17 protein-coding genes are annotated in these 18,047 nt (G+C 65.5%); 5 read left to right on the top strand and 12 right to left on the bottom strand.

All coding sequences use genetic code 11. The features are described 5' to 3' along the window. The first annotated feature begins 204 nt into the window (after nt 1-204). Nucleotides 205-843, top strand: a complete 639-nt coding sequence (gene npdG, locus H6718_14595) for an NADPH-dependent F420 reductase (protein ID MCB9586626.1) — start codon at nt 205-207, stop codon at nt 841-843. A gap of 66 nt (nt 844-909) precedes the next feature. On the opposite strand, the gene H6718_14600 is transcribed toward npdG, so the two are convergent. Beyond that, nucleotides 910-1,938 carry an LLM class F420-dependent oxidoreductase gene (locus H6718_14600; protein MCB9586627.1) on the bottom strand — a complete coding sequence of 343 codons (1,029 nt, stop codon included), beginning with the start codon at nt 1,936-1,938 and terminating at the stop codon, nt 910-912. A 46-nt stretch (nt 1,939-1,984) separates the two neighbouring features. Beyond that, complete coding sequence (locus tag H6718_14605) at nt 1,985-3,190, bottom strand: acetyl-CoA C-acetyltransferase (GenBank protein MCB9586628.1); 1,206 nt, start codon at nt 3,188-3,190, stop codon at nt 1,985-1,987. Between the two features lie 245 nt (nt 3,191-3,435). Here H6718_14605 and H6718_14610 point away from each other — a divergent pair, with 245 nt between their 5' ends. Further along, nucleotides 3,436-5,049, top strand: coding sequence for a protein kinase (locus H6718_14610; protein MCB9586629.1), 1,614 nt, complete (start codon nt 3,436-3,438; stop codon nt 5,047-5,049). A 7-nt stretch (nt 5,050-5,056) separates the two neighbouring features. Here the strand turns inward: H6718_14610 and H6718_14615 are convergent, their stop codons facing one another. From H6718_14615 to H6718_14660, 10 genes are all read right to left on the bottom strand, one after another. After that, the gene (locus tag H6718_14615; protein MCB9586630.1) at nt 5,057-5,287 is read right to left on the bottom strand and encodes a hypothetical protein; all 231 of its coding nucleotides are present in this window, start codon (nt 5,285-5,287) and stop codon (nt 5,057-5,059) included. A gap of 63 nt (nt 5,288-5,350) precedes the next feature. After that, nucleotides 5,351-6,880: an aldehyde dehydrogenase family protein gene (locus H6718_14620; protein ID MCB9586631.1), complete on the bottom strand. Its 1,530-nt coding sequence runs from the start codon at nt 6,878-6,880 to the stop codon at nt 5,351-5,353. 82 nt (nt 6,881-6,962) lie between these two features. After that, nucleotides 6,963-8,060, bottom strand: coding sequence for an acyl-CoA dehydrogenase family protein (locus H6718_14625; protein MCB9586632.1), 1,098 nt, complete (start codon nt 8,058-8,060; stop codon nt 6,963-6,965). A gap of 44 nt (nt 8,061-8,104) precedes the next feature. Next, on the bottom strand, nt 8,105-9,010 hold the full coding sequence (locus tag H6718_14630; protein MCB9586633.1) for an SDR family oxidoreductase: 906 nt from the start codon (nt 9,008-9,010) through the stop codon (nt 8,105-8,107). 9 nt (nt 9,011-9,019) lie between these two features. Then, entirely contained in the window at nt 9,020-10,171 is a 1,152-nt protein-coding gene (locus H6718_14635; GenBank protein ID MCB9586634.1) for an acetyl-CoA C-acetyltransferase, read from the bottom strand. Between the two features lie 54 nt (nt 10,172-10,225). Next, nucleotides 10,226-11,257 carry an acyl-CoA dehydrogenase family protein gene (locus H6718_14640; protein MCB9586635.1) on the bottom strand — a complete coding sequence of 344 codons (1,032 nt, stop codon included), beginning with the start codon at nt 11,255-11,257 and terminating at the stop codon, nt 10,226-10,228. A gap of 17 nt (nt 11,258-11,274) precedes the next feature. Continuing rightward, nucleotides 11,275-12,453 carry an acyl-CoA dehydrogenase family protein gene (locus tag H6718_14645; protein ID MCB9586636.1) on the bottom strand — a complete coding sequence of 393 codons (1,179 nt, stop codon included), beginning with the start codon at nt 12,451-12,453 and terminating at the stop codon, nt 11,275-11,277. Beyond that, the gene (locus tag H6718_14650) at nt 12,453-13,571 is read right to left on the bottom strand and encodes a nitronate monooxygenase (GenBank protein ID MCB9586637.1); all 1,119 of its coding nucleotides are present in this window, start codon (nt 13,569-13,571) and stop codon (nt 12,453-12,455) included. Before H6718_14650 ends, H6718_14645 begins: the two co-directional genes overlap by 1 nt. Then, complete coding sequence (locus H6718_14655) at nt 13,568-14,329, bottom strand: CoA-transferase (protein MCB9586638.1); 762 nt, start codon at nt 14,327-14,329, stop codon at nt 13,568-13,570. Before H6718_14655 ends, H6718_14650 begins: the two co-directional genes overlap by 4 nt. Nucleotide 14,330: 1 nt before the next feature. After that, complete coding sequence (locus H6718_14660; GenBank protein MCB9586639.1) at nt 14,331-15,215, bottom strand: CoA transferase subunit A; 885 nt, start codon at nt 15,213-15,215, stop codon at nt 14,331-14,333. A gap of 189 nt (nt 15,216-15,404) precedes the next feature. Between H6718_14660 and H6718_14665 the strand changes: the two genes are divergently transcribed. From H6718_14665 to H6718_14675, 3 genes are all read left to right on the top strand, one after another. Next, a complete protein-coding gene (locus H6718_14665) occupies nt 15,405-15,863 on the top strand; it encodes an OB-fold domain-containing protein (GenBank protein MCB9586640.1) in 459 nt (152 codons plus the stop codon). Continuing rightward, complete coding sequence (locus H6718_14670; GenBank protein ID MCB9586641.1) at nt 15,860-17,044, top strand: lipid-transfer protein; 1,185 nt, start codon at nt 15,860-15,862, stop codon at nt 17,042-17,044. The genes H6718_14665 and H6718_14670 overlap by 4 nt, the downstream gene beginning before the upstream one ends. Before the next feature lie 80 nt (nt 17,045-17,124). Next, complete coding sequence (locus H6718_14675; GenBank protein MCB9586642.1) at nt 17,125-17,970, top strand: hypothetical protein; 846 nt, start codon at nt 17,125-17,127, stop codon at nt 17,968-17,970. Nucleotides 17,971-18,047 lie beyond the last annotated feature (77 nt).

An 18,047-nucleotide genomic window follows, 5' to 3' on the forward strand; every position in this document is an offset into this window, starting at 1 on the left:
CCTAGCGCTGCCACCTTCAAACAGCAACCGCTGGCAGTGGATCGGCCCTGAGTGGGTTTGGGGGGAGGAGTGATGCAAGGCCCGTGCTTCGGCGCCAAATCCCCCCGCTCAGGGCGCGCCCCGGTTGGTGCCCCTGAGACGTATCCGCTATAGCTGGCGGCGGCCGGGTGTGCGCCTCATAACCCGAGCACACGAGGAGAGAGCATGAAGATCGGAATCGTTGGCGGGACGGGCAAAGAAGGACGCGGGATCGCGCTGCGTTGGGCGAAAGCTGGCCATGAGGTAGCTATCGGCTCCCGCGATGCGGCTCGCGCGGCGGAGAAGGCGGCGGAGCTGTCCACGGCGGAAGCGACGCTGAGTGGCAGTGACAACGCAACCGTCTGCAGCGAAGCCGAGGTCGTCCTGCTCAGCATCCCGTTCAGCGGTCACAAGGAGACCCTGGAGGCGCTGAAGGCTTCGCTGGCAGGCAAGATCGTGATCGATATCACGGTTCCGCTCAAGCCGCCGAAGGTGCGAGAGGTGAACCTGCCGGAGACCACCAGCGCCGCGCAGCAGGCGCAGCAGATCCTCGCGGATTCACGCGTCGTGGCCACGCTGCACCACGTCAGCTCGGTGCACCTGAGTGAGCCGGACCACGCCATCGAGTGCGATGTGCTGGCGGTGAGCGATCACCCGGAGGCGCTGCAGACCGTGCTCGGCCTGCTGAAAGATCTGGGAGTGAAGGGGATCGACGCCGGCCCGCTCAAGAACGCCGTCGCGCTCGAGTCGCTGACGCCGGTCTTGCTGCACATCAACAAGGTCTACAAGGGCCACGCCGGGATCCGCGTCACCGGACTGCCCTGAGCACCTTGCAATGAACTCAGCCGCGCTGCGCGATGCTCCAGCGAGCCGTCGCGCAGCCAGCGCTGACTAGGAGTTCAGCTCCGCGAGCAGCCGCAGCGCTTCGGGTTGCTGTGTGCCGACCATCATGGTGCCGATCTTGGACTCCTTCCAAATCTGGAAGCGTTCCTTGATGCGCTCCTTCGGCCCAACCAGGTTGAAGGTGTCCACCATCTCGTCGGTCACCGCCAAGATCGCCTCGTTGCGCTTGCCGGCGAGGTACAGGTCTTGGATCTGCTTGGCTTCGGCCTCGAAGCCAACCCGAGACACGTACTCGTTGTAGAAGTTCTTGTTCTTGGCGCCCATGCCGCCGACGTACAGCGCGAGGGTCATCTTCAGGGGCATGCGGCAGGCGTCGAGATCGTCTCCGACGATGCAGGCGACAGCCGGGGCCACATCGAAGTTGTCGAGGCCCTTGCCGTTGCCGGCCTTGTCGAAGCCCTTCTGCAGGTTCTCCTCCACGACCTCGAAGCGGCCTGGATGCAAGCACGTCATCAGCAAGCCATCAGCAATCTCGCCGGCTTGAGCCTGGGCCTTCGGCGCCATCGAGCCGAGGTAGATCGGGATGTTCGGGTTTCCGTGCAGAATACTCTTGAGCGGCTTGCCGAGGCCCATCGAGCCCGCGCCCTTGTAAGGCAGCTGATAGATCTGCCCGTCGTAGGTGAGGGGCTCTTTGCGCTCGAGGATCTTGCGCACGATCTCCACGTACTCCCGCGTCCACGTCAGCGGCTTGTGGTACGGCACCCCATGCCAGCCCTCGACGACCTGGGGCCCTGAGGTGCCGAGTCCGAGCAGGAAGCGACCGCCGGACAGCGCGTCCATGGTCATCGCGGTCATCGCCGTGTTCGCCGGGCTCCGCCCGGGCATCTGCATGATGCCGGTGCCAAGCTTGATCGTCTTGGTCTGAGCGGCGATCCAGGCGAGGGGAGTGACGGCATCGCTACCCCACGCCTCGGCGCTCCACACCGAGTGATAGCCGAGGCGTTCAGCCTCCTGAATCAGCTCGATGTTGATGTGAACGTTGGACGAGGAGTAACCGAAGACGTAGCCGAGGCGCATGGCCCCACTCTACGGTGGATCCTCAGGGAGGAACACTGGAAGCGCGCTACAGGCGTTCGACGATCATGGCCATGCCTTGGCCGCCACCGACGCACATCGTCTCGAGCCCAAAGCGCTTGTCATGGGCCTTCAGGTTGTTCAGCAGCGTCGCCATGATGCGGGCGCCGGTCATGCCAAAGGGGTGCCCCAGCGCGATGGCGCCGCCCGCGACGTTTAGCTTCTCCCAAGGGATCCCGAGCTGCTTGGCCGATGGGATGACTTGCGCCGCGAACGCCTCGTTGATCTCCACCAGGTCGATCTGATCCATCGTCATGCCCGCACGCTCGAGCGCCTGGCGGCTCGCTTCGATGGGGCCAAGACCCATGATCTCCGGGTTCAGGCTGCTCACTCCGCTCGACACGATGCGCGCGAGTGGCTTGATTCCCAGCTCCTTCGCGCGCGTGTCGCTCATCACCACCACCGCTGCCGCGCCGTCGTTTAGCGGGCAGGCATTGCCGGCGGTGATGCGGCCGTCAGGGCGAAAGACGGGTTGGAGTCCCGCGAGCTTCTCCACGGTGGTGCCAGCGCGCGGGCCGTCGTCTTTGCTCACCGTTTGGCCGCCTTCGAGCGTGATTGGCGTGATCTCTGCGTCGAAGTGGCCCTTCTCCACATGAGCCACGGCGCGCTGTTGGCTCATCGCGGCGAACTCATCCATTTCCGCGCGGGAAACATTCTCGGCTTCGGCGACGTTCTCCGCCGTCTGACCCATTGCGATGTAGATGTCGGGCAGGCCTTCTCCGGGGGCCCAGCTCGGCTGTCCACCTTGGCTGCGCAGATTCGTGCGAGCCATCGCATCGTTGAACTTGGAGTTGATGCTGTTCTCCATGCCGTCGGCCTTGCCAACGCCGAATCGGCTCACCGTCTCGACACCGCCAGCGATGAACACGTCGCCTTCGCCTGCGGCGATGGCGTGGGCCGCCATGCGGATGGTCTGGAGGGATGAGGAGCAGTAGCGGTTCACCGTGACGCCCGGGGCGTTCAAGCCGGCAAGCACGCTCGCCACGCGTGCGACGTTGTAGCCTGCTTCGCCCGCTGGTTGGCCGCAGCCGACGATCACGTCTTCGACGCTCTCACGGGGCAGCGCGGGCACCTGCTCGAGCACCGCATTGAGGATTGTGGCCAGCAAGTCATCCGGGCGGCAGGAGACCAAGGAGCCCTTGAAGGCTCGACCAATCGGGCTGCGCGTTGCGGCGACAATCACTGCTTGAGACATGTTCGGATCTCCTGTTCGAGGGGCGCGATCCGGGTCTCGCTTCGACCCAGCGCGGCGGTCACACCGTATCTTGGGCCGGGTCCTTTCGCCACGATTGGTTCCGTGGGTATTCGAAGGCGACGTGGGCGATCTCCGCTGAAAACCGCTCAGAGTGCTCGATGTGAGAGTTGGGCACACGAGGTGCATTGGAAGACACAACGCGACCCGGCCACCCCGCTCTCGGCGTGCGCCCACGGAGACCCACCATGAATCAGCCCCTGGTACTTCCGCCCTTCGACAGCTCGAGCGACGAGACCCGCCTCGCTGACACACCTGCCGTGGAGAGCCAGCCTGTAGCGTCGGGCCCCATGAGTGACCGACTGACACCACCCGAGGGCTTCGAGCTCTTGCGCTGCGTCGGGCAGGGCGGGATGGGGAGCGTCTGGCAGGCCGAGCAAACGCTGCTCAGTCGCCGTGTGGCGATCAAGTTCATCAAGCCCACGCTCCCGGTCGAGCAGCTCAGCGAGCGCTTCGCCATCGAAGCCAAAGCCTGCGCTCGCTTGACTCACCCGGGCGTGGTGAGCGTCTACGACTTCGGCAAAGTCGGGGATTGCCCATACCTCATCATGGAGTGGCTGGACGGTCGCGGCTTGGACCAGCTGATCATCGAGCGCGGCCGCTTGACTCCGATCGAGACCGCGCGCCTCGGCGCAAACCTCGCGGATACACTGCGTGCCGCCCACGCTGCGGACATCGTGCATCGCGACATCAAGCCGGGGAACGTGGTGATGGTGCCCACCGCTTCCGGCACGCAGCCCAAAATCGTGGACTTTGGCATCGCGAAGCTCAGCGCCACCAGTGAGCGCAAGCTGACCCGCATGGGGCAGCCCATTGGTTCACCGGAGTACATGGCGCCAGAGCAGGTCTTGGGCAGCGAGCACATCGATCATCGCGCTGACGTGTGGGGGCTTTGCGCCACCTTGTACGAGTGCCTCACAGGGCTCAGCCCCTTCGCGGGAACCGATGACCGTCAGCTCTTCGAGGCGATCCTCGAGTGGCCGGTGGGCACCCCCGCTGGCTTTGGCGTCCAAGACGACGGCCTGTGGGAGATCCTCGAAAAGGGTCTAAAGAAGTCGCCCCGGGACCGCTGGCAGAACATGGCTGAGCTCGGCGAGGCCTTGTCGCTGTGGCTTCTGGATCGTGGCGAAACGGCGGATCTGGCTGGTCAAGCGCTGCAGCGTCGCTGGACCAAGCCGCCGATCGACGACGACAGCCGCGCGCCTGGGGATCTCGCCGCGCAGCTCCTGAATCCCCCGCCGCGCTTCAAGCCCTCTCTTTCGAGCGAGAGCGCCTTCCCGCTGTCCACCACGCGCAAGCGCCGCCGGCGCAAGCTGCGCGCGGTCGTCGCGGTGATGATGCTCGGTATCGTGGGTGGCTTCGGCTACTACAAGCGAGCCTCGCTCCGCGACCTGCCAAGCCGCATGGAAACGGAGCTGGGGATCGAGCTTCCTCAAGCCCAAGCCGCGACTGCGGCTCCCGAAGAAGACTCACCGCGAGCAACCCTGGAGCCGCGGTTCAGCTTGAGCGATCCCGCGCAAGCGCCGGTGCCTCCCCACGACGCGGGACTGGATGCCCACGTGGACGCTGCCCCCGCGCCGCGCAAACCCGTGGACCAAGCCGCCGCGAAGGAAGTCGCGATGCGCAGGGTGCCTCACGCCCGCACGCCGCATGTCCCGGCGGCGGCCAAGCCGGAGATCGCCGTGCAAGAGTCGGAGGAACCCCCAGCCGCCGCTGGCAAGCAGGCCAGCGTAGAGGACCACTCCTCCGACATGCCCGAGGAGTACAAGTCCGATGTGTACGACGATAGCTTCGGCTTCTAGTCAGGGTTCAAGGACAGCAGTGAAACCAGCGGTGGATGCGCTCGATCTTGCCCGTCGTGGGGTCCTTCACCCCTTCATGCGTGCGAATTTCCACGCAGCTATTGATGAGCGGCGGCTTGGCGTAAGCGTGGGGCTTGTCGGCGTCGCAGTAGCTGTCGTCATCCGGGGTGCGTTCACCGCAGCCCGAGAGTAGCAACAGCGCGCCTAACCCCCAAACAAGCATTCCCTGGTGTCGCATCAGGGACCAGGGTAGGGGGTGAGGCGCACCTGGATCAAGCCGGCGCTATCGTCTCAAGCCGCGTTATTGCATCAAGCGTCGGAGGACTTTTCCAAACGCAAACTCGATGGTCTTTTCTAGGCTCTTCGTGGTGCGCTCCGTGAGCGGGTACCAGATCTCTTCCTTATCCAGCTTCCAGCGATCGAGCACGATGGGCTTGGCGTGGCAGAAGCCTCTGAGGGCGCGGCTGCCGCCGTGCACCTGACCCATGCCGCTCGACTTCAGGCCACCAAACGGCGCCTCGGGGATGCCGTAGATCACGGCGGCGTCGTTTTGCATCACGGAGCCGGCGCGCAGCCGCCGTGCGATGCGGATCGCCTTCTCTTCGTCCGTCGTGAAGACGCTGGCGCTCAGCCCATACTCCGAGTCGTTGGCGGCAGCGATGGCCGCCTCTTCGTCCGGTACCACCATCACGCAGAGCACCGGGCCGAAGGTCTCTTCGCGCATCACCGCCATCTCGTGGGTGACGCCCGTCAATAGCGTCGGCGCGTAGCACAGCCCCTCGCCGGTGCGCTTGCCACCGACGACGAGCTTCGCGCCTTGAGCGACGGCTTCGTCCACGTGGCGCTCGATGATTTGCAGCTGACGATCCCAGAAGATGCTGCCGACCTCCTTGTCGTCCCCGGCGCCGACGCGCACCGCGCGCACCTTCTCCTCGACCAAGCGCAAGAACTCGTCAGCGACGCGCTCGACGACGTAGACCCGCTCGACGCCCAGGCAAACCTGTCCGGTGTTGAACATCGACAAGAACACTGCCCCACTGGCGGCGCGCTCCAGATTCGCGTCGGCGCAGACGATCATCGGATCCTTGCCGCCGAGCTCTAGCGTATACGGCAAGAGCTGCTCGGCGCAGGCTGCGGCGATCTTCTTCCCCGTGCGCACGCTGCCGGTGAACGCGATCTTGTCGACGCCTGCTTGAACCAGCGCAGCACCCGTCTCGCCGTCACCGTGCAGCACTTGCAGCACATCCTTCGGTACGCCCGCTTCCCAGAGGATCCGTGCAGACCACTCACCCGAGCGCGGGGTCACCTCGCTCGGCTTGAGGATCACCGCGTTGCCCGCCAGCAGCGCCTGAACCGTCGGATCCGTGCTGAGCACGAACGGGCCGTTCCACGGCGTGATCACCCCGACGACGCCGAGAGGCTCATACACGATGCGTAGCTTTTTTAGTGGCTTGAGGAAGCCGTGCAGCCCAGGTTTCTCGTCGGAGAGATCCTTGATGGCGCGGCCGCACCAGTAGTTGATGAAGTCGCAGCTCGAGATGATCTCGATGCTCAAGGCATCGACGCGCGTCTTGCCCGTTTCCGCGCGGACGGTGGCAATGACCTCTTCCTGGCGCGCCATCAAGATGTCGAGCGCCCGATGCACGATGCGCTTGCGCTCCGCGACGCCCAAGGCGGCCCAGGCGGGCTGCGCCTCACGGGCGCGGCGGACCGCGGCTTCCACCTCAGCTTTGGTGGTCACGGCGATGTCGTCGATCGCTTCGCCGCTCAGCGGGTTCTTGATGCTCAAGCGCCGCGCGCCGTTCGATTCCAGGGCTTCTACGATCGCCATGAGGGGAGCGTAATCTCCCCGGGCGCGTCACCCAAGGTTGACTGCAATGCTCCCGGTATTGCTGGCAGCAGCGCTTTGCGCGTCAGTCGGCTGCGTCGAGCCAGAGCTGGGCGACCGCCTCACGGTGCAACGCTGGCGCGCCGAACAGCCGCTCGCTGGCTCGGGCACGCTTGAAGTACAGGTGGGCGTCGTGCTCCCAGGTGAAGCCGATGCCGCCGTGCACTTGGATGTTCTCCGCGGCGCACTCGAAGGCCGCTTCGCCACAATACGCTGCCGCGAGGTGCGCCAGCTCACTCACATCGGGTGCGTCCACGCTCAGCGCCCACGCGGCGTAGTAGGCCGCGGAGCGCGCCGATTCGACCTTGAGCAACATGTCGGCGCACTTGTGCTTGATGGCCTGAAAGGAGCCGATGGGCCGCTCGAACTGGGTGCGCGTCTTCGCGTAGTCGACGGCCATCTCGAGGCAGGCTTCAGCGAGGCCAACTTGCTCCGTGGCCAGCGCGATGGCGCCGTACTCCGCCACCTGCTTCAGCACCGACTGGGGATCTCCTGGTAGGCGAGCCGCCGCGCCGACTGTGGCACCGACCTGGACGTCGCCCCAGGGGCGCGTCGCGTCCAGCGTCGCCAGGCGCTTGCGTTCGCTGAGAAGCGTTTCCTCGAGGATGAAAAGCGCGCGCTCGCCGTTTGACCCCAGCGCGGGGGCGATCACCAGATCTGCGGCGTGGGCGTCCAAGGTGCGGGTGATGTGTCCGCTCAGTGCAAAACCATCGCCGTGCGATTTGAACGTGAGCTGGCAATCTTGCGGGAAGGCCAGCGTGGCGCGGCGTTCGCCGCTCGCCAAGCTGGGCAAATACGCCTCGTGCTGACTGTCGCTGCCGGCTCGCAGCAACGCTTGAGCGCCCAGCGTGGCGCTCAAAAACGGCACCGGAGCCAGGGCGCGCCCGAGCTCCTCCATCACCGCGGCCAGCTCCACGCTGCCGAAGCCCGCGCCGCCGTATTCCTCGGGGATCCCCAACGCGGCGAGTCCCAGCTCCTCACACAGCCGGGACCACAGCGCCGCGTCGTGGCCTTCGCCTTCCAGCATCACCTCGCGTACCCGAGTCAGCGGGCAGCTCTTTTGTAAGAGCCCCCGCAGCATGCGCGCGAGTTCACGTTGTTCGTCGCTGAAGGAGAATCGCATCTTTCGTTGTACCGTGAGGAAACGAGGCGCTCTGTCGCCAGGAGTCAGGCGCCGTAGGGCTTGATGGGGGCGAGGCCCTCTTTCATGAGCTTGGCCATGACGGGGCCGAGCTGCGTTGCTTCCCAGCGTGCGGCTTGATTCACCTCGGAGGTGACTCGCCAACCGTCTGAAAGCTTGATCTCCCCCCCAGAAATCTCGAAGACGCGTCCGGTGACATCCCCGGCTTCGTCCGAGGCGAGCCAGGCAACCAGGGGCGAGATGTTCTCCGGCGCCATCTTGTCGAAGCCGGCGTCGGGCTTCTTCATCATGTCGGCGAACACGGCTTCGGTCATCCGGGTGCGCGCTGCGGGGGCGATGGCGTTGGCCGTGATGTTGTAGCGACCGAGCTCCGCGGCTTGCACCAGGGTGAGGGCGGCGATCCCCGCTTTGGCGGCCGAGTACGTGCCTTGGCCGACGCTGCCTTGGAGGCCGGCGCCGCTCGAGGTGTTGATGATGCGGCCGCTCACCGCCTTGCCCGCCTTGCTCAGGCCGCGCCAGTACTCCGCTGCGTGGCGCGCCGGCGCGAAATGGCCCTTCAGGTGCACGCGGATCACCGCGTCCCACTCGGCTTCGCTGGTGGAGACGAACATGCGATCCCGGAGGAAACCGGCGTTGTTGACCAGGATGTGGAGGCCGCCGAGCTGATCGACCGCCTGCTGAACCATGGCCTGCGCTTGCTCGAAATCCGCCACGTCAGCGCCGTTGGACGCCGCTTCACCGCCGAGCGCTTCGATCTCCTTGACCACCGCTTGAGCCGGCTCGGAGCCTGCGCCTTGGCCGTCGCCCGAAGTGCCGAGGTCGTTGACCAGCACCTTGGCGCCGAGGCGCGCGAGCTCGAGGGCGTGAGCGCGACCAATGCCGCGCCCCGCGCCCGTGACGATGGCGACCTTACCTTCTAAGAGCTTTGCCATCGTGTCGCCTCAGAGCCGCTCGATGATGGTGACGTTGGCCTGACCGCCGCCTTCGCACATGGTCTGCAAGCCATAGCGCTTGCCGGTGCGCTCCATTTCGCAGAGCAGGGTGGTCATCAAGCGTGCACCCGTCGCTCCGAGGGGGTGCCCCAGGGAAATAGCGCCGCCGTTGACGTTCACCTTCTCGAGGTCGGCTTCCGTCTCCTTCGCCCAGGCGAGCACCACCGAAGCAAAGGCTTCGTTGATCTCCACCAGATCGATGTCGCTGAGCTTCATCCCGGCCTTCTTCAGCGCGTGCTGGGTCGCGGGGATGGGCGCCGTGAGCATCCAAATCGGATCCGCCCCGCGCACGCTCAGGTGATGAATGCGCGCCCGCGGCTTGAGGCCATGGGTCTTCACCGCCGCTTCGCTCGCGATCAAGAGCGCCGCCGACGCGTCGCTGATCTGGCTCGAAACGGCGGCCGTCAGTCGCCCACCGGGCATCAGCTCTTTCAGCGTCGCCATCTTCTCCAGTGTCGTGTCGCGGCGCGGTCCTTCGTCGGCGGTCACGCCTTCCAGCGGGAGGATTTCGCGGTCGAAGCGGCCTTCGTCCTGAGCGCGGATCGCGCGCTGATGGCTTTGATAGGCGAACTGCTCCATTTCCTCGCGGGTACACTCCCATTTATGGGCGATCATCTCCGCGCTCTTGAACTGGTTCACCTGTTCCTTGCCGTAGCGCTCCGTCCAGCCCTTGCTGCCGCTGAAGGGATCCGTGAAGCCGAACTCCTTGGCGACGATCATCGCGGCCGCGATGGGGATCTGGGTCATGTTCTGCACGCCACCGGCGATCACCAGATCCTGCGTGCCGCTCATCACCGCCTGCGCTGCGAAGTGCACGGCTTGCTGGCTCGAGCCGCACTGGCGATCCACCGTGGTGCCCGGCACGCTGTCGGGCAAGCCACCCGCGAGCCAGCAGGTGCGCGCGATGTCCCCCGCTTGCGGCCCGATGGTGTCGACACAGCCAAAGATCACGTCGTCCACTGCGGCGGGATCGATCTTCGTGCGCTCGACCAGACCCTTCAGGACATGCGCGCCCAGGTCGGCGGGGTGAACCGCCGCCAGGCCGCCCTTGCGGCGCCCAACCGGGGTACGAACTGCGTCGATGATGTATGCCTCTGCCATGTGTTTCTCCGGGGAACCGCCTGAATCCATTTCAGGGTTTGGGGGTGAGGTGAGCTAGCTCGCGCTGAGACCGGCGAACGCGACGTTCGCGACTCGCTCGCGGTGCCAGGCGTCGCTGTGCAGGGTGCGCCCGGTAGCCCAGGCGCGCTTCATCCACAGCTGAAGGTCGTACTCGAAGGTGTAGCCAATCGCGCCGTGGAGCTGCAGCGCTGCCTTGGCCATGAACTCAGCCGCGTCGCGGGCGTAGAGCCGCGCCATCGACACCTGCGCGTCGACGTTTGGCCCACTCAGTCCCTCGCTCAGCGAGTGCGCCGCACGGTAGGCGAGGGGCTTCGCGAACTCCAAACGCAGCAGTCCATCGGCGAGGCGGTGTTTCACCGCTTGGTAGCTGCCGATCGGCTTTCCGAACTGGTGCCGCACCTTCACGTAGTCGACGGTCAGATCCAGCATGCGCTGACAGGTGCCCAGGAGCTCCGCGCTCTGAGCCAGCACCGCGCGGTTCAAAGCGCGGTCCAAGGCTTCGCTCGCGTCAGCTGCCAGCAGCCGCTCCTGACTCATTTCCACGCCGAGCTTTGCGAGCTGCCTTGAGTAATCGAGGGACGCCTGAGCTTCCCAGGCGCAGTCCTTGGCGGGCACTGCGTAGAGGCTCGTACCCCGCTGCACCAGAAGCAGCTCGAAGCTGCTCGCGAACGCGACGAATGGGCTCCCCTGGAAGACCGCGCCGATGCGCGCGTCGCCCGCCGCCGCCCGGGGCAGCCACTCTGCCTTTAGCGCGTCGCTGCCAAGCTCTTCCAGGAGCGGCAGCGCTACGGCCGTGTGGGCGCCGAGCGGCTCCGGGAGGCCGCTCTTGCCTGCTTCCTCGAGGATCAACACCCAGTCGAGCTCGTTCATGCCGAGCCCGCCGGCTTGCTCCGACAGGGTCATCCCCAGGACGCCCAGCTCGCCGAGCTGCTTCCAGAGCGCGTTGTCTGCTGGTTCTGCGGCTTCCCAGGCCTGGCGCACGCGACCCGGGTCGCAGGCACGCTCGCAGACCTCCTTGAAGGAAGCCCGAAACAGCTCTTGGTCTTCAGAAAAGGCGAAGTGCATGGCTAGTTCCGGAGGGACTACTTCCGAGGCAAGCCGAGCACGCGCTCGGCGACGACATTGCGCTGGATTTCATTGGTGCCGGCGTAGATCGGACCCGCCAAGGCGAACTGATAGCCCTTGAGCCAGCTGCCGCCGTCGATTGCGGCGGAAGAGCCTTCCTCCAGCTCGGCGTAAGGCCCAAGCAGGTCGAGCGCCGTCTCGTGGGTCGCGACGTCCATTTCCGACCAGAAAATCTTGTTGAGGCTCGACTCCGGACCAATCGAGCCGCCGCTCTTCATCTTGGTCACGGTGCGCAGGGTGTAGAGCTGGTACGCCTCGGCATCCATGTAGGCCTTCAAGACGCGCTCTCGGAGCGCAGGGTCCTGGGTGGCGCCGCTCGGGTCTTGCTTCTGGTAGCGTCGATAAAGATCGATGAGCCTCTCGGCGGTTGCCATGAAGCGACCGGGACTCCTGAGGGACAAACCGCGCTCGCTGCTGGTCGTCGCCATGGCCACTTGCCAGCCCTGGTTGACTCCGCCGAGCACGTCCTGATCCGGAACGAACACATCCTCCAGGAACACTTCGGCGAAGCCCTCGTCGCCATCCAGGCGGTCCACGCCGCGCAGCGTAACGCCGGGCGCTTTGAGCGAAACCAAGAAGTAAGTCAGCCCGTGATGGCGCTGCGCTTCAGGATCCGTACGGAACAGCCCGAAGATCGAGTCACAGAAGCTGCCGCGGGTGCACCAGGTCTTCTGTCCGCTGAGCAGCCAGCCGCCGTCGGTGCGCTTGGCGCTGCTCGTCAGGCTCGCCAAGTCGCTGCCGGAGCCCGGTTCGCTCCAGCCCTGGGCCCACAGGTGCTCCGCCGCGGCCATCGGCTTCAACAGGCGCGCTTTCTGCTCTTCCGTGCCGAACTCGAAGATGGTTGGCGCGAGCAAGAAGATGCCGTTCTGGGTCACTCGACTCGGGGCGCCTGCGCGGTAGTACTCCTCCTCGAAGATCAGCCACTCCCAGAGAGACGCGCCGCGGCCGCCGAATTCTTCAGGCCAGCTCACCACGCTGTAGCGGGCGTCGTAGAGCGTCTTTTCCCACTCCAGGTGCCGCGCAAAGCCCTCCCGCGTATCTCCAGAGCCGAGGGGCTCCTGCGGCACGTTGGCCCCGAGCCACGCCCGCACTTCCTTGCGGAAAACTTCTTCTTGCGGAGTGAACGCCAGATCCATCAGCTCTCCGCTGCGACGTTGGTCTGGGTGGGGCGGGGGAGAGGCGCGCTATTCACTGCGCCGAGGCGCTTCAGGGTTGCCTCTGCTTCGCCCATGATGCGCTCCAGGAGCTGAGCCACCGTGGGCAGCTCCTCGATGCGTCCAACCACCTGACCCGTCGGCAAGATCCCCACGTCGGGGCGCCCTTCGACCATCGTGGCTCGGGTGAGTATCGGGGCGTTTGCGCCCATCATCATCTGCGACCAGGTCAGGTCGCCCTTGGTCTTCATCGCCAAGCCTTCCTTCAGTAAGGCTCCGAAGGAGGTGCCCGTGATGTCGCGGAACTCCAGGGCGTAGCGGAAGGCGCGGTAGCCCTTGGTCATGATGGTCGCGCGCTCGAGCTTGTCGACTAGATCCGTACGGATCACCCGCTGGGGGTAACCGTCGATGGCTCGGGTGACCACCGTGCCGTTGACGTCGGTCTTCAGATACGTGCTCTTCACGCCCTCCGGCACGTGGCTCTCCTGGGTGAGCAAGAAGCGCGTCCCCATCGCGATGCCCGACGCGCCGTAGCTGAGGGCTGCCACCAAGCCGCGGCCGTCACAGAAGCCGCCCGCACCGAGTACCGGGATGTCGATGGTGTCGACCACCTGGGGCAACAGCAGGCTGGTCGGCACCGTGCCCGTGTGTCCGCCGCCTTCGGCGCCTTGAGCGATCACGGCGTCGACGCCCCACTCCGCGACCTTCTCCGCGTGGCGTTTGGCGCCGATGGTCGGCATCGTGAGCACGCCGTTGTCCTTGAGCTTCTTGATCACGGCCTTGCCCGGCGCCTGAGCGAAGCTCGCCACCTTCACGCGCTCGCGGATCAAGAGGTCGACACGCTGGTCGATGTCGTCTTGATCGGCGCGCAGGTTCACCCCGAAGGGGTTGTTGGTGCGCTGCTTGATGCGCGCGATGGCGCTCTCGAGCTCTTCATAGGTCAACGTGGCCGCCGCCAAGATCCCCAAGCCCCCGGCCTCGCTCGTGGCGGAGGTGAGGCGTGCGCCGCTGACCCAGCCCATACCGGTCTGAATGATTGGGTAGCGGATACCGAACAGGTCGCAGATCCGCGTGTGCAGCGGATTCGTATTGGCGCTCATAGGCCAAGCTCCTTCTTGCCGAAACCTTTGGGGTCGATGCGGGTGCGCAACAGCTCGAGCTCCGCTTCGCTCGGCTGGCGGGAGCGCGGTACGTCTCCCTGGGGTAACACGAGCTCGAAGCCGGTGTTCTCCACGATCTCACTCAGCTCCACGCCGGGGTGAGCGCTCACGAGGCGCATGCGGTTGTCCGGGGTCTGGAAGTCGAAGACTCCGAGGTTGGAGATCACGCGGCGGATCTCGTGGAAGCGACTCGCCCTCTCCCCCAAGGCCCGGGCTCGATCGTAGCCTACGCCACTCACCACATCGACTTGCTCCACGAACACCCGCCGGGAGTGCTTCGGTACCCAATAGCTGGTGGGGTGACAGATGGTGTTGCCAGGCGCTCCGCGCATGCCCAGGAGCTGCGCCTTGGGCTTCTCGAAGTCACCGATGCACGCGATGTTCTGGTTGCCGAAGCGGTCGATCTGCGTCGCGCCCATCATCACGTGGCGGCGGCCGTGCCACACCACATCGAACACGCTGCGATACGGGAGCCAGCCTTCGATCACCTTTGCGGCGTCCTTGTCGCCCAAGGCGCTCACGTTGGCGACCAGAGGCCCCACACCGTCGGTCATCAAGAGACCCGGCTCGAACGTTAGCTTCGCCAGGCGAGCGCCGATGGCGGGGAGCGTGCCGATGGGGCTACACAGGATTTCGCCGTCGCCGCGGAAGCACTCCGCGATAGCAACAGCGCAGACTTCGTCCAGGGTCGCGCTCATCTCAGGCCTTCCCCTTGTCAGCAGTTTCTTTGCGGAAAGCGTCAACCGCAGCCACGTACGCCGCGTGGTCACCAGGCTCGTCGATGAAGCGGCGCTTGAAGGCCTCCCAGGCCTCTGCGTCTTGCGCGGTCGCCGCATAGGCGCGCTGGAACGCTTCGTCCCGCGAGTAGTCCGGCGGGCACTCCGTGAAGTGGGCGCCCTGGGGTGCTTCGATCACGCCGTCGACGTGCATACGGCTGATCTTCAGCGTGTGCACCGAGCCTTCGTTCAAGAGATCTTCCGTTGGAACCAGGCGCTCCACGCTCATGAAGCGGCGCTTGGCGGCCATGCAGAATAGGTCGTCGAAGAACGGGTCGGGGCCGAGGAACTGACCGTTGCCCGCTGCATCGCCGCGGTTCATGTGGATCAAGGCGACGTCCAGGTTCAAGGCTGGCATCGCCACCAGCTGTTCGCCGTCTTCATACGGCGAGCTGACGAGCTTCAGCCCTGGATTGTACTTGAGGACATCCGAGCCGAGGCCCGCGCGCGTCGGCAGAAACGGCAAGCGCAGCGCGGCGGCGTACAGGCCCCACTGGAACATCCCTTCGTCGAGCTCCATCACCTCAACGCTCGCCTCTTGCCTAGCCACGCGGAAATGTGGCTCGAGGGGGATGGAGTCGAGGGAAACGAAGCCGTAGATCACCTTGCGCACCTTGCCGAGCTTGCACAAGAGCCCGACGTCCGGTCCGCCATAGGACACGATGGTCAGGTCCTTCAGCGTAGAGCGAGCGATGGCTCGCACCAGGCTCATGGGCTTGCGTCGGGAGCCCCAGCCGCCGATGCCTATCGTCATCCCGTCCTGGAGTTCTCCGAGGACGCGTTCTTCGGTAGTTCGCTTGTCCAGCATGTGCGTATTCACCCGCTCAGGGTTCGTTGGTTGTGATAGAACATGTTTCACTCGTCCAGCGCAAGCGCATCCAGAGCGGTGATTGGTCGAGCTGAAAGTGCACGTCTCAGGGCTTGACGGTTTGCGGATGCCGAAGGGATCCGAATCACGCGATGCGCTGCCTGGAGCGGGAGATCGAGGAGATCAGAGATGAGCGAAACCAAGACTCGTGTACCTGCCGTGCCAGGGCTGTTCACGCTGGAGCCCGAGGTGGCGCTGGTCGGCAGCCGCTGCAGCGACTGTGGGAGCTACTTCTTTCCGCGAGAGCAGGTGGTGTGCAGGAATCCGCGCTGCCGCTCGAGCCACCTGGAGGCGTGCGAACTGAGTCGCGCCGGCAAGCTCTGGTCCTTCACCTCGAGTGCGTACAAGCCGCCGCCGCCCTTCGTAGCCCCCGAACCGTTCGAGCCGTTTGCGCTGGCAGCCGTGGAGCTCGAACGAGAGAAGCTGGTGGTGCTCGGTCAGGTGGTGCGCGGCGTCTTGCCGGAAGCGCTGCGCGTAGGCATGCCGATGCAGCTTACCTCCGAGGTGCTCGAGGAGAGCGACTCCCAGGTGTTGATGGTCTGGAAGTGGGCGCCTTCGGGAGCCGCATCGATCGAGGCAAAGCGATGAGTCAGGTCGTGATTTTGGGCGCGGGAATGCACCCCTGGGGCAAGTGGGGCAAGAGCTTCGTCGAGTACGGCGTCAAGGCAGCGGAGCTGGCGCTGAAAGACGCTGGCGTCGAGTGGACGGATATCCAGTTCGTGGCTGGTGGCGACACCATGCGCAACGGCTATCCGGGCTATGTCGCTGGTGCGACGTTTGCTCAAGCGCTTGGTTGGACCGGCGCACAGGTTGCGAGCTGCTACGGCGCATGCGCAACCGGCGCTCAAGCCATAGACACCGCGCGTGCCCGCATTCTGGCGGGGCTATGTGACGTTGCGCTGGTGGTTGGCGCCGATGCGGCGCCGAAGGGATTCTTCAAGCCAAACGCGGGGGACCGACCGGATGACCCCGACTGGCTACGCTTCCGCCTGCTTGGCGCGACGAATCCCACGTATTTTGGCCTCTGGGCGCGGCGGCGGATGGAACTCTACGGCGCAACGCCTCAAGACTTCGCCGCGGTCAAGGTGAAGAACGCGCGCCATGGCTTGGAGAACCCAAACGCGCGTTACCGTAAGGAATCGAGCGTCGAGGAGGTGCTGGCTTCACCCATCGTGAGCGATCCTCTCCACCTGCTCGAGATCTGCGCGACCAGCGACGGCGGCGCTGCGCTCGTGCTGTGCAGCGAAGCCTTCGCCCGCAAGCGCGCGACCGAGTTCATCAAGATCGCAGGCGTGTCCACGGTGACGCCGAGTTACCCCAGCAGCGTGATCGAGATGCCCAACTTGGCGACGGACTCCTGGGCGGGCGCCGCGCTGCCGGAGCGCAGCTTCCGCGACAGCATCGCGTTCACCGCCTACGAGCAGGCGGGGGTCGACCCAAAGGACCTCGACCTGGCTGAAGTGTACGACCTGTCGACGGCGCTCGAGCTCGACTGGTACGAGAACATCGGGCTTTGCGCGCAGGGCGAGGCGGAGCGGCTGATCCGGGACGGTGATACCGCTGTTGGTGGCCGCATTCCCGTGAACGCGAGCGGTGGCCTGGCTTGTTTCGGCGAAGCGGTGCCGGCGCAGGCGATCGCACAAGTGTGTGAGCTCACTTGGCAGCTCCGAGGCCAAGCCGGAGCCCGCCAAGTAGCAGGGGCCAAGCTCGGGGTGACAGCCAACCAGGGCCTGTTTGGGCATGGCTCGAGTGTGGTCGTGAGTCGCTGAGTCGCCGGCCCGAGCCACCCGACGACTGGTGGGTGAAAGTGTGAGTTGACGGACACGCCGTGGCGCTGTTTGCTTGCGCCATGCGTAGCTCTCTTTGGCTTAGTGCTTTCGCCATCGTCCTTGCTTCCTCGGGGTTAGCGCTCGCTCAAGGGGCACCGCCACCGCCTCCGCCTCCCGCGGACGAAAACGGCGCCGATGCGCCGGCGCCTCCGCCCGAAGACGTCGCGCCGCCGCCTCCGCCACCCGCAGCCAGCGGTCCGGCGTATCCCGCGTATGGTGAGCCGCCTCCGCCTCCGCCTGGTCCGCCGCCGCAGCAACCTGGCGCGTACGAGCCAGCGCCTCCGCCGCCGCCGCCGATCGACGAGACGCGCAGCGAGACCATCCACAATCACGACGGCTTCTATCTGCGATTCGGCATCGGTGGTGGCTACATGACCACCGACGTCGATACGACGGTCGACTTCAAACTCAAGGGTGGTGCAGGGGCATCGCACCTCTTGTTCGGCGGCACGCCCGGCGGTGGCTTCGTGATTGGTGCGGGTATCTTCTCCGTGAACGCTACCGATCCAGATGCGGAAGTTGGTGGGGAGACGCGCACAACCAAGGACCTCGAACTCAGCATCGGGCAGCTCGCGCTGTTCGGCGACTGGTTCCCCGATCCCCACGGAGGCTTCCACGTCGGGCTTGGGCTCGGCCCGGCGGTTGTGGTTGCCAAGGTCGATGGCAACCAGACGTCGGACGAGGCCAACTCCGCCGGTTTCGCTGGCACCCTGTTCTTAGGCTACGACTTCTGGGTTGGAGACGACTGGAGCATCGGTGGCTTGCTCAGCTTCATGAGCGCGACCACCAAGAACAGCGAGAACGGCGTGGACGAGACCCTCGACACCAAAGCTTTCACGCTGCAGTTCACCGCGCTGTATCACTAGCGGCGGGATCACCAGCACGTGGCCACACGTCAGGTCGCGCGGCCGGATTCCGAGGGTTCAACCTGGGCAGGGCCTGC

It is taken from the genome of Polyangiaceae bacterium (genome assembly GCA_020633205.1).
In the GTDB taxonomy this organism is placed as follows: Bacteria; Myxococcota_A; Polyangia; order Polyangiales; family Polyangiaceae; genus JAHBVY01.

What these genes read in the sequence shown, in the direction of transcription:
- H6718_14665 (MCB9586640.1), top strand. Translation starts at nt 15,405, where the DNA reads ATGAGCGAAACCAAGACTCGTGTACCTGCCGTGCCAGGGCTGTTCACG.
- H6718_14610 (MCB9586629.1), top strand. Translation starts at nt 3,436, where the DNA reads ATGAATCAGCCCCTGGTACTTCCGCCCTTCGACAGCTCGAGCGACGAG.
- H6718_14670 (MCB9586641.1), top strand. Translation starts at nt 15,860, where the DNA reads ATGAGTCAGGTCGTGATTTTGGGCGCGGGAATGCACCCCTGGGGCAAG.
- H6718_14645 (MCB9586636.1), bottom strand. Translation starts at nt 12,453, where the DNA reads ATGGATCTGGCGTTCACTCCGCAAGAAGAAGTTTTCCGCAAGGAAGTG.
- H6718_14630 (MCB9586633.1), bottom strand. Translation starts at nt 9,010, where the DNA reads ATGGCAAAGCTCTTAGAAGGTAAGGTCGCCATCGTCACGGGCGCGGGG.
- npdG (MCB9586626.1), top strand. Translation starts at nt 205, where the DNA reads ATGAAGATCGGAATCGTTGGCGGGACGGGCAAAGAAGGACGCGGGATC.
- H6718_14650 (MCB9586637.1), bottom strand. Translation starts at nt 13,571, where the DNA reads ATGAGCGCCAATACGAATCCGCTGCACACGCGGATCTGCGACCTGTTC.
- H6718_14635 (MCB9586634.1), bottom strand. Translation starts at nt 10,171, where the DNA reads ATGGCAGAGGCATACATCATCGACGCAGTTCGTACCCCGGTTGGGCGC.
- H6718_14655 (MCB9586638.1), bottom strand. Translation starts at nt 14,329, where the DNA reads ATGAGCGCGACCCTGGACGAAGTCTGCGCTGTTGCTATCGCGGAGTGC.
- H6718_14620 (MCB9586631.1), bottom strand. Translation starts at nt 6,880, where the DNA reads ATGGCGATCGTAGAAGCCCTGGAATCGAACGGCGCGCGGCGCTTGAGC.
- H6718_14600 (MCB9586627.1), bottom strand. Translation starts at nt 1,938, where the DNA reads ATGCGCCTCGGCTACGTCTTCGGTTACTCCTCGTCCAACGTTCACATC.
- H6718_14640 (MCB9586635.1), bottom strand. Translation starts at nt 11,257, where the DNA reads ATGCACTTCGCCTTTTCTGAAGACCAAGAGCTGTTTCGGGCTTCCTTC.
- H6718_14605 (MCB9586628.1), bottom strand. Translation starts at nt 3,190, where the DNA reads ATGTCTCAAGCAGTGATTGTCGCCGCAACGCGCAGCCCGATTGGTCGA.
- H6718_14660 (MCB9586639.1), bottom strand. Translation starts at nt 15,215, where the DNA reads ATGCTGGACAAGCGAACTACCGAAGAACGCGTCCTCGGAGAACTCCAG.
- H6718_14675 (MCB9586642.1), top strand. Translation starts at nt 17,125, where the DNA reads ATGCGTAGCTCTCTTTGGCTTAGTGCTTTCGCCATCGTCCTTGCTTCC.
- H6718_14625 (MCB9586632.1), bottom strand. Translation starts at nt 8,060, where the DNA reads ATGCGATTCTCCTTCAGCGACGAACAACGTGAACTCGCGCGCATGCTG.
- H6718_14615 (MCB9586630.1), bottom strand. Translation starts at nt 5,287, where the DNA reads ATGCGACACCAGGGAATGCTTGTTTGGGGGTTAGGCGCGCTGTTGCTA.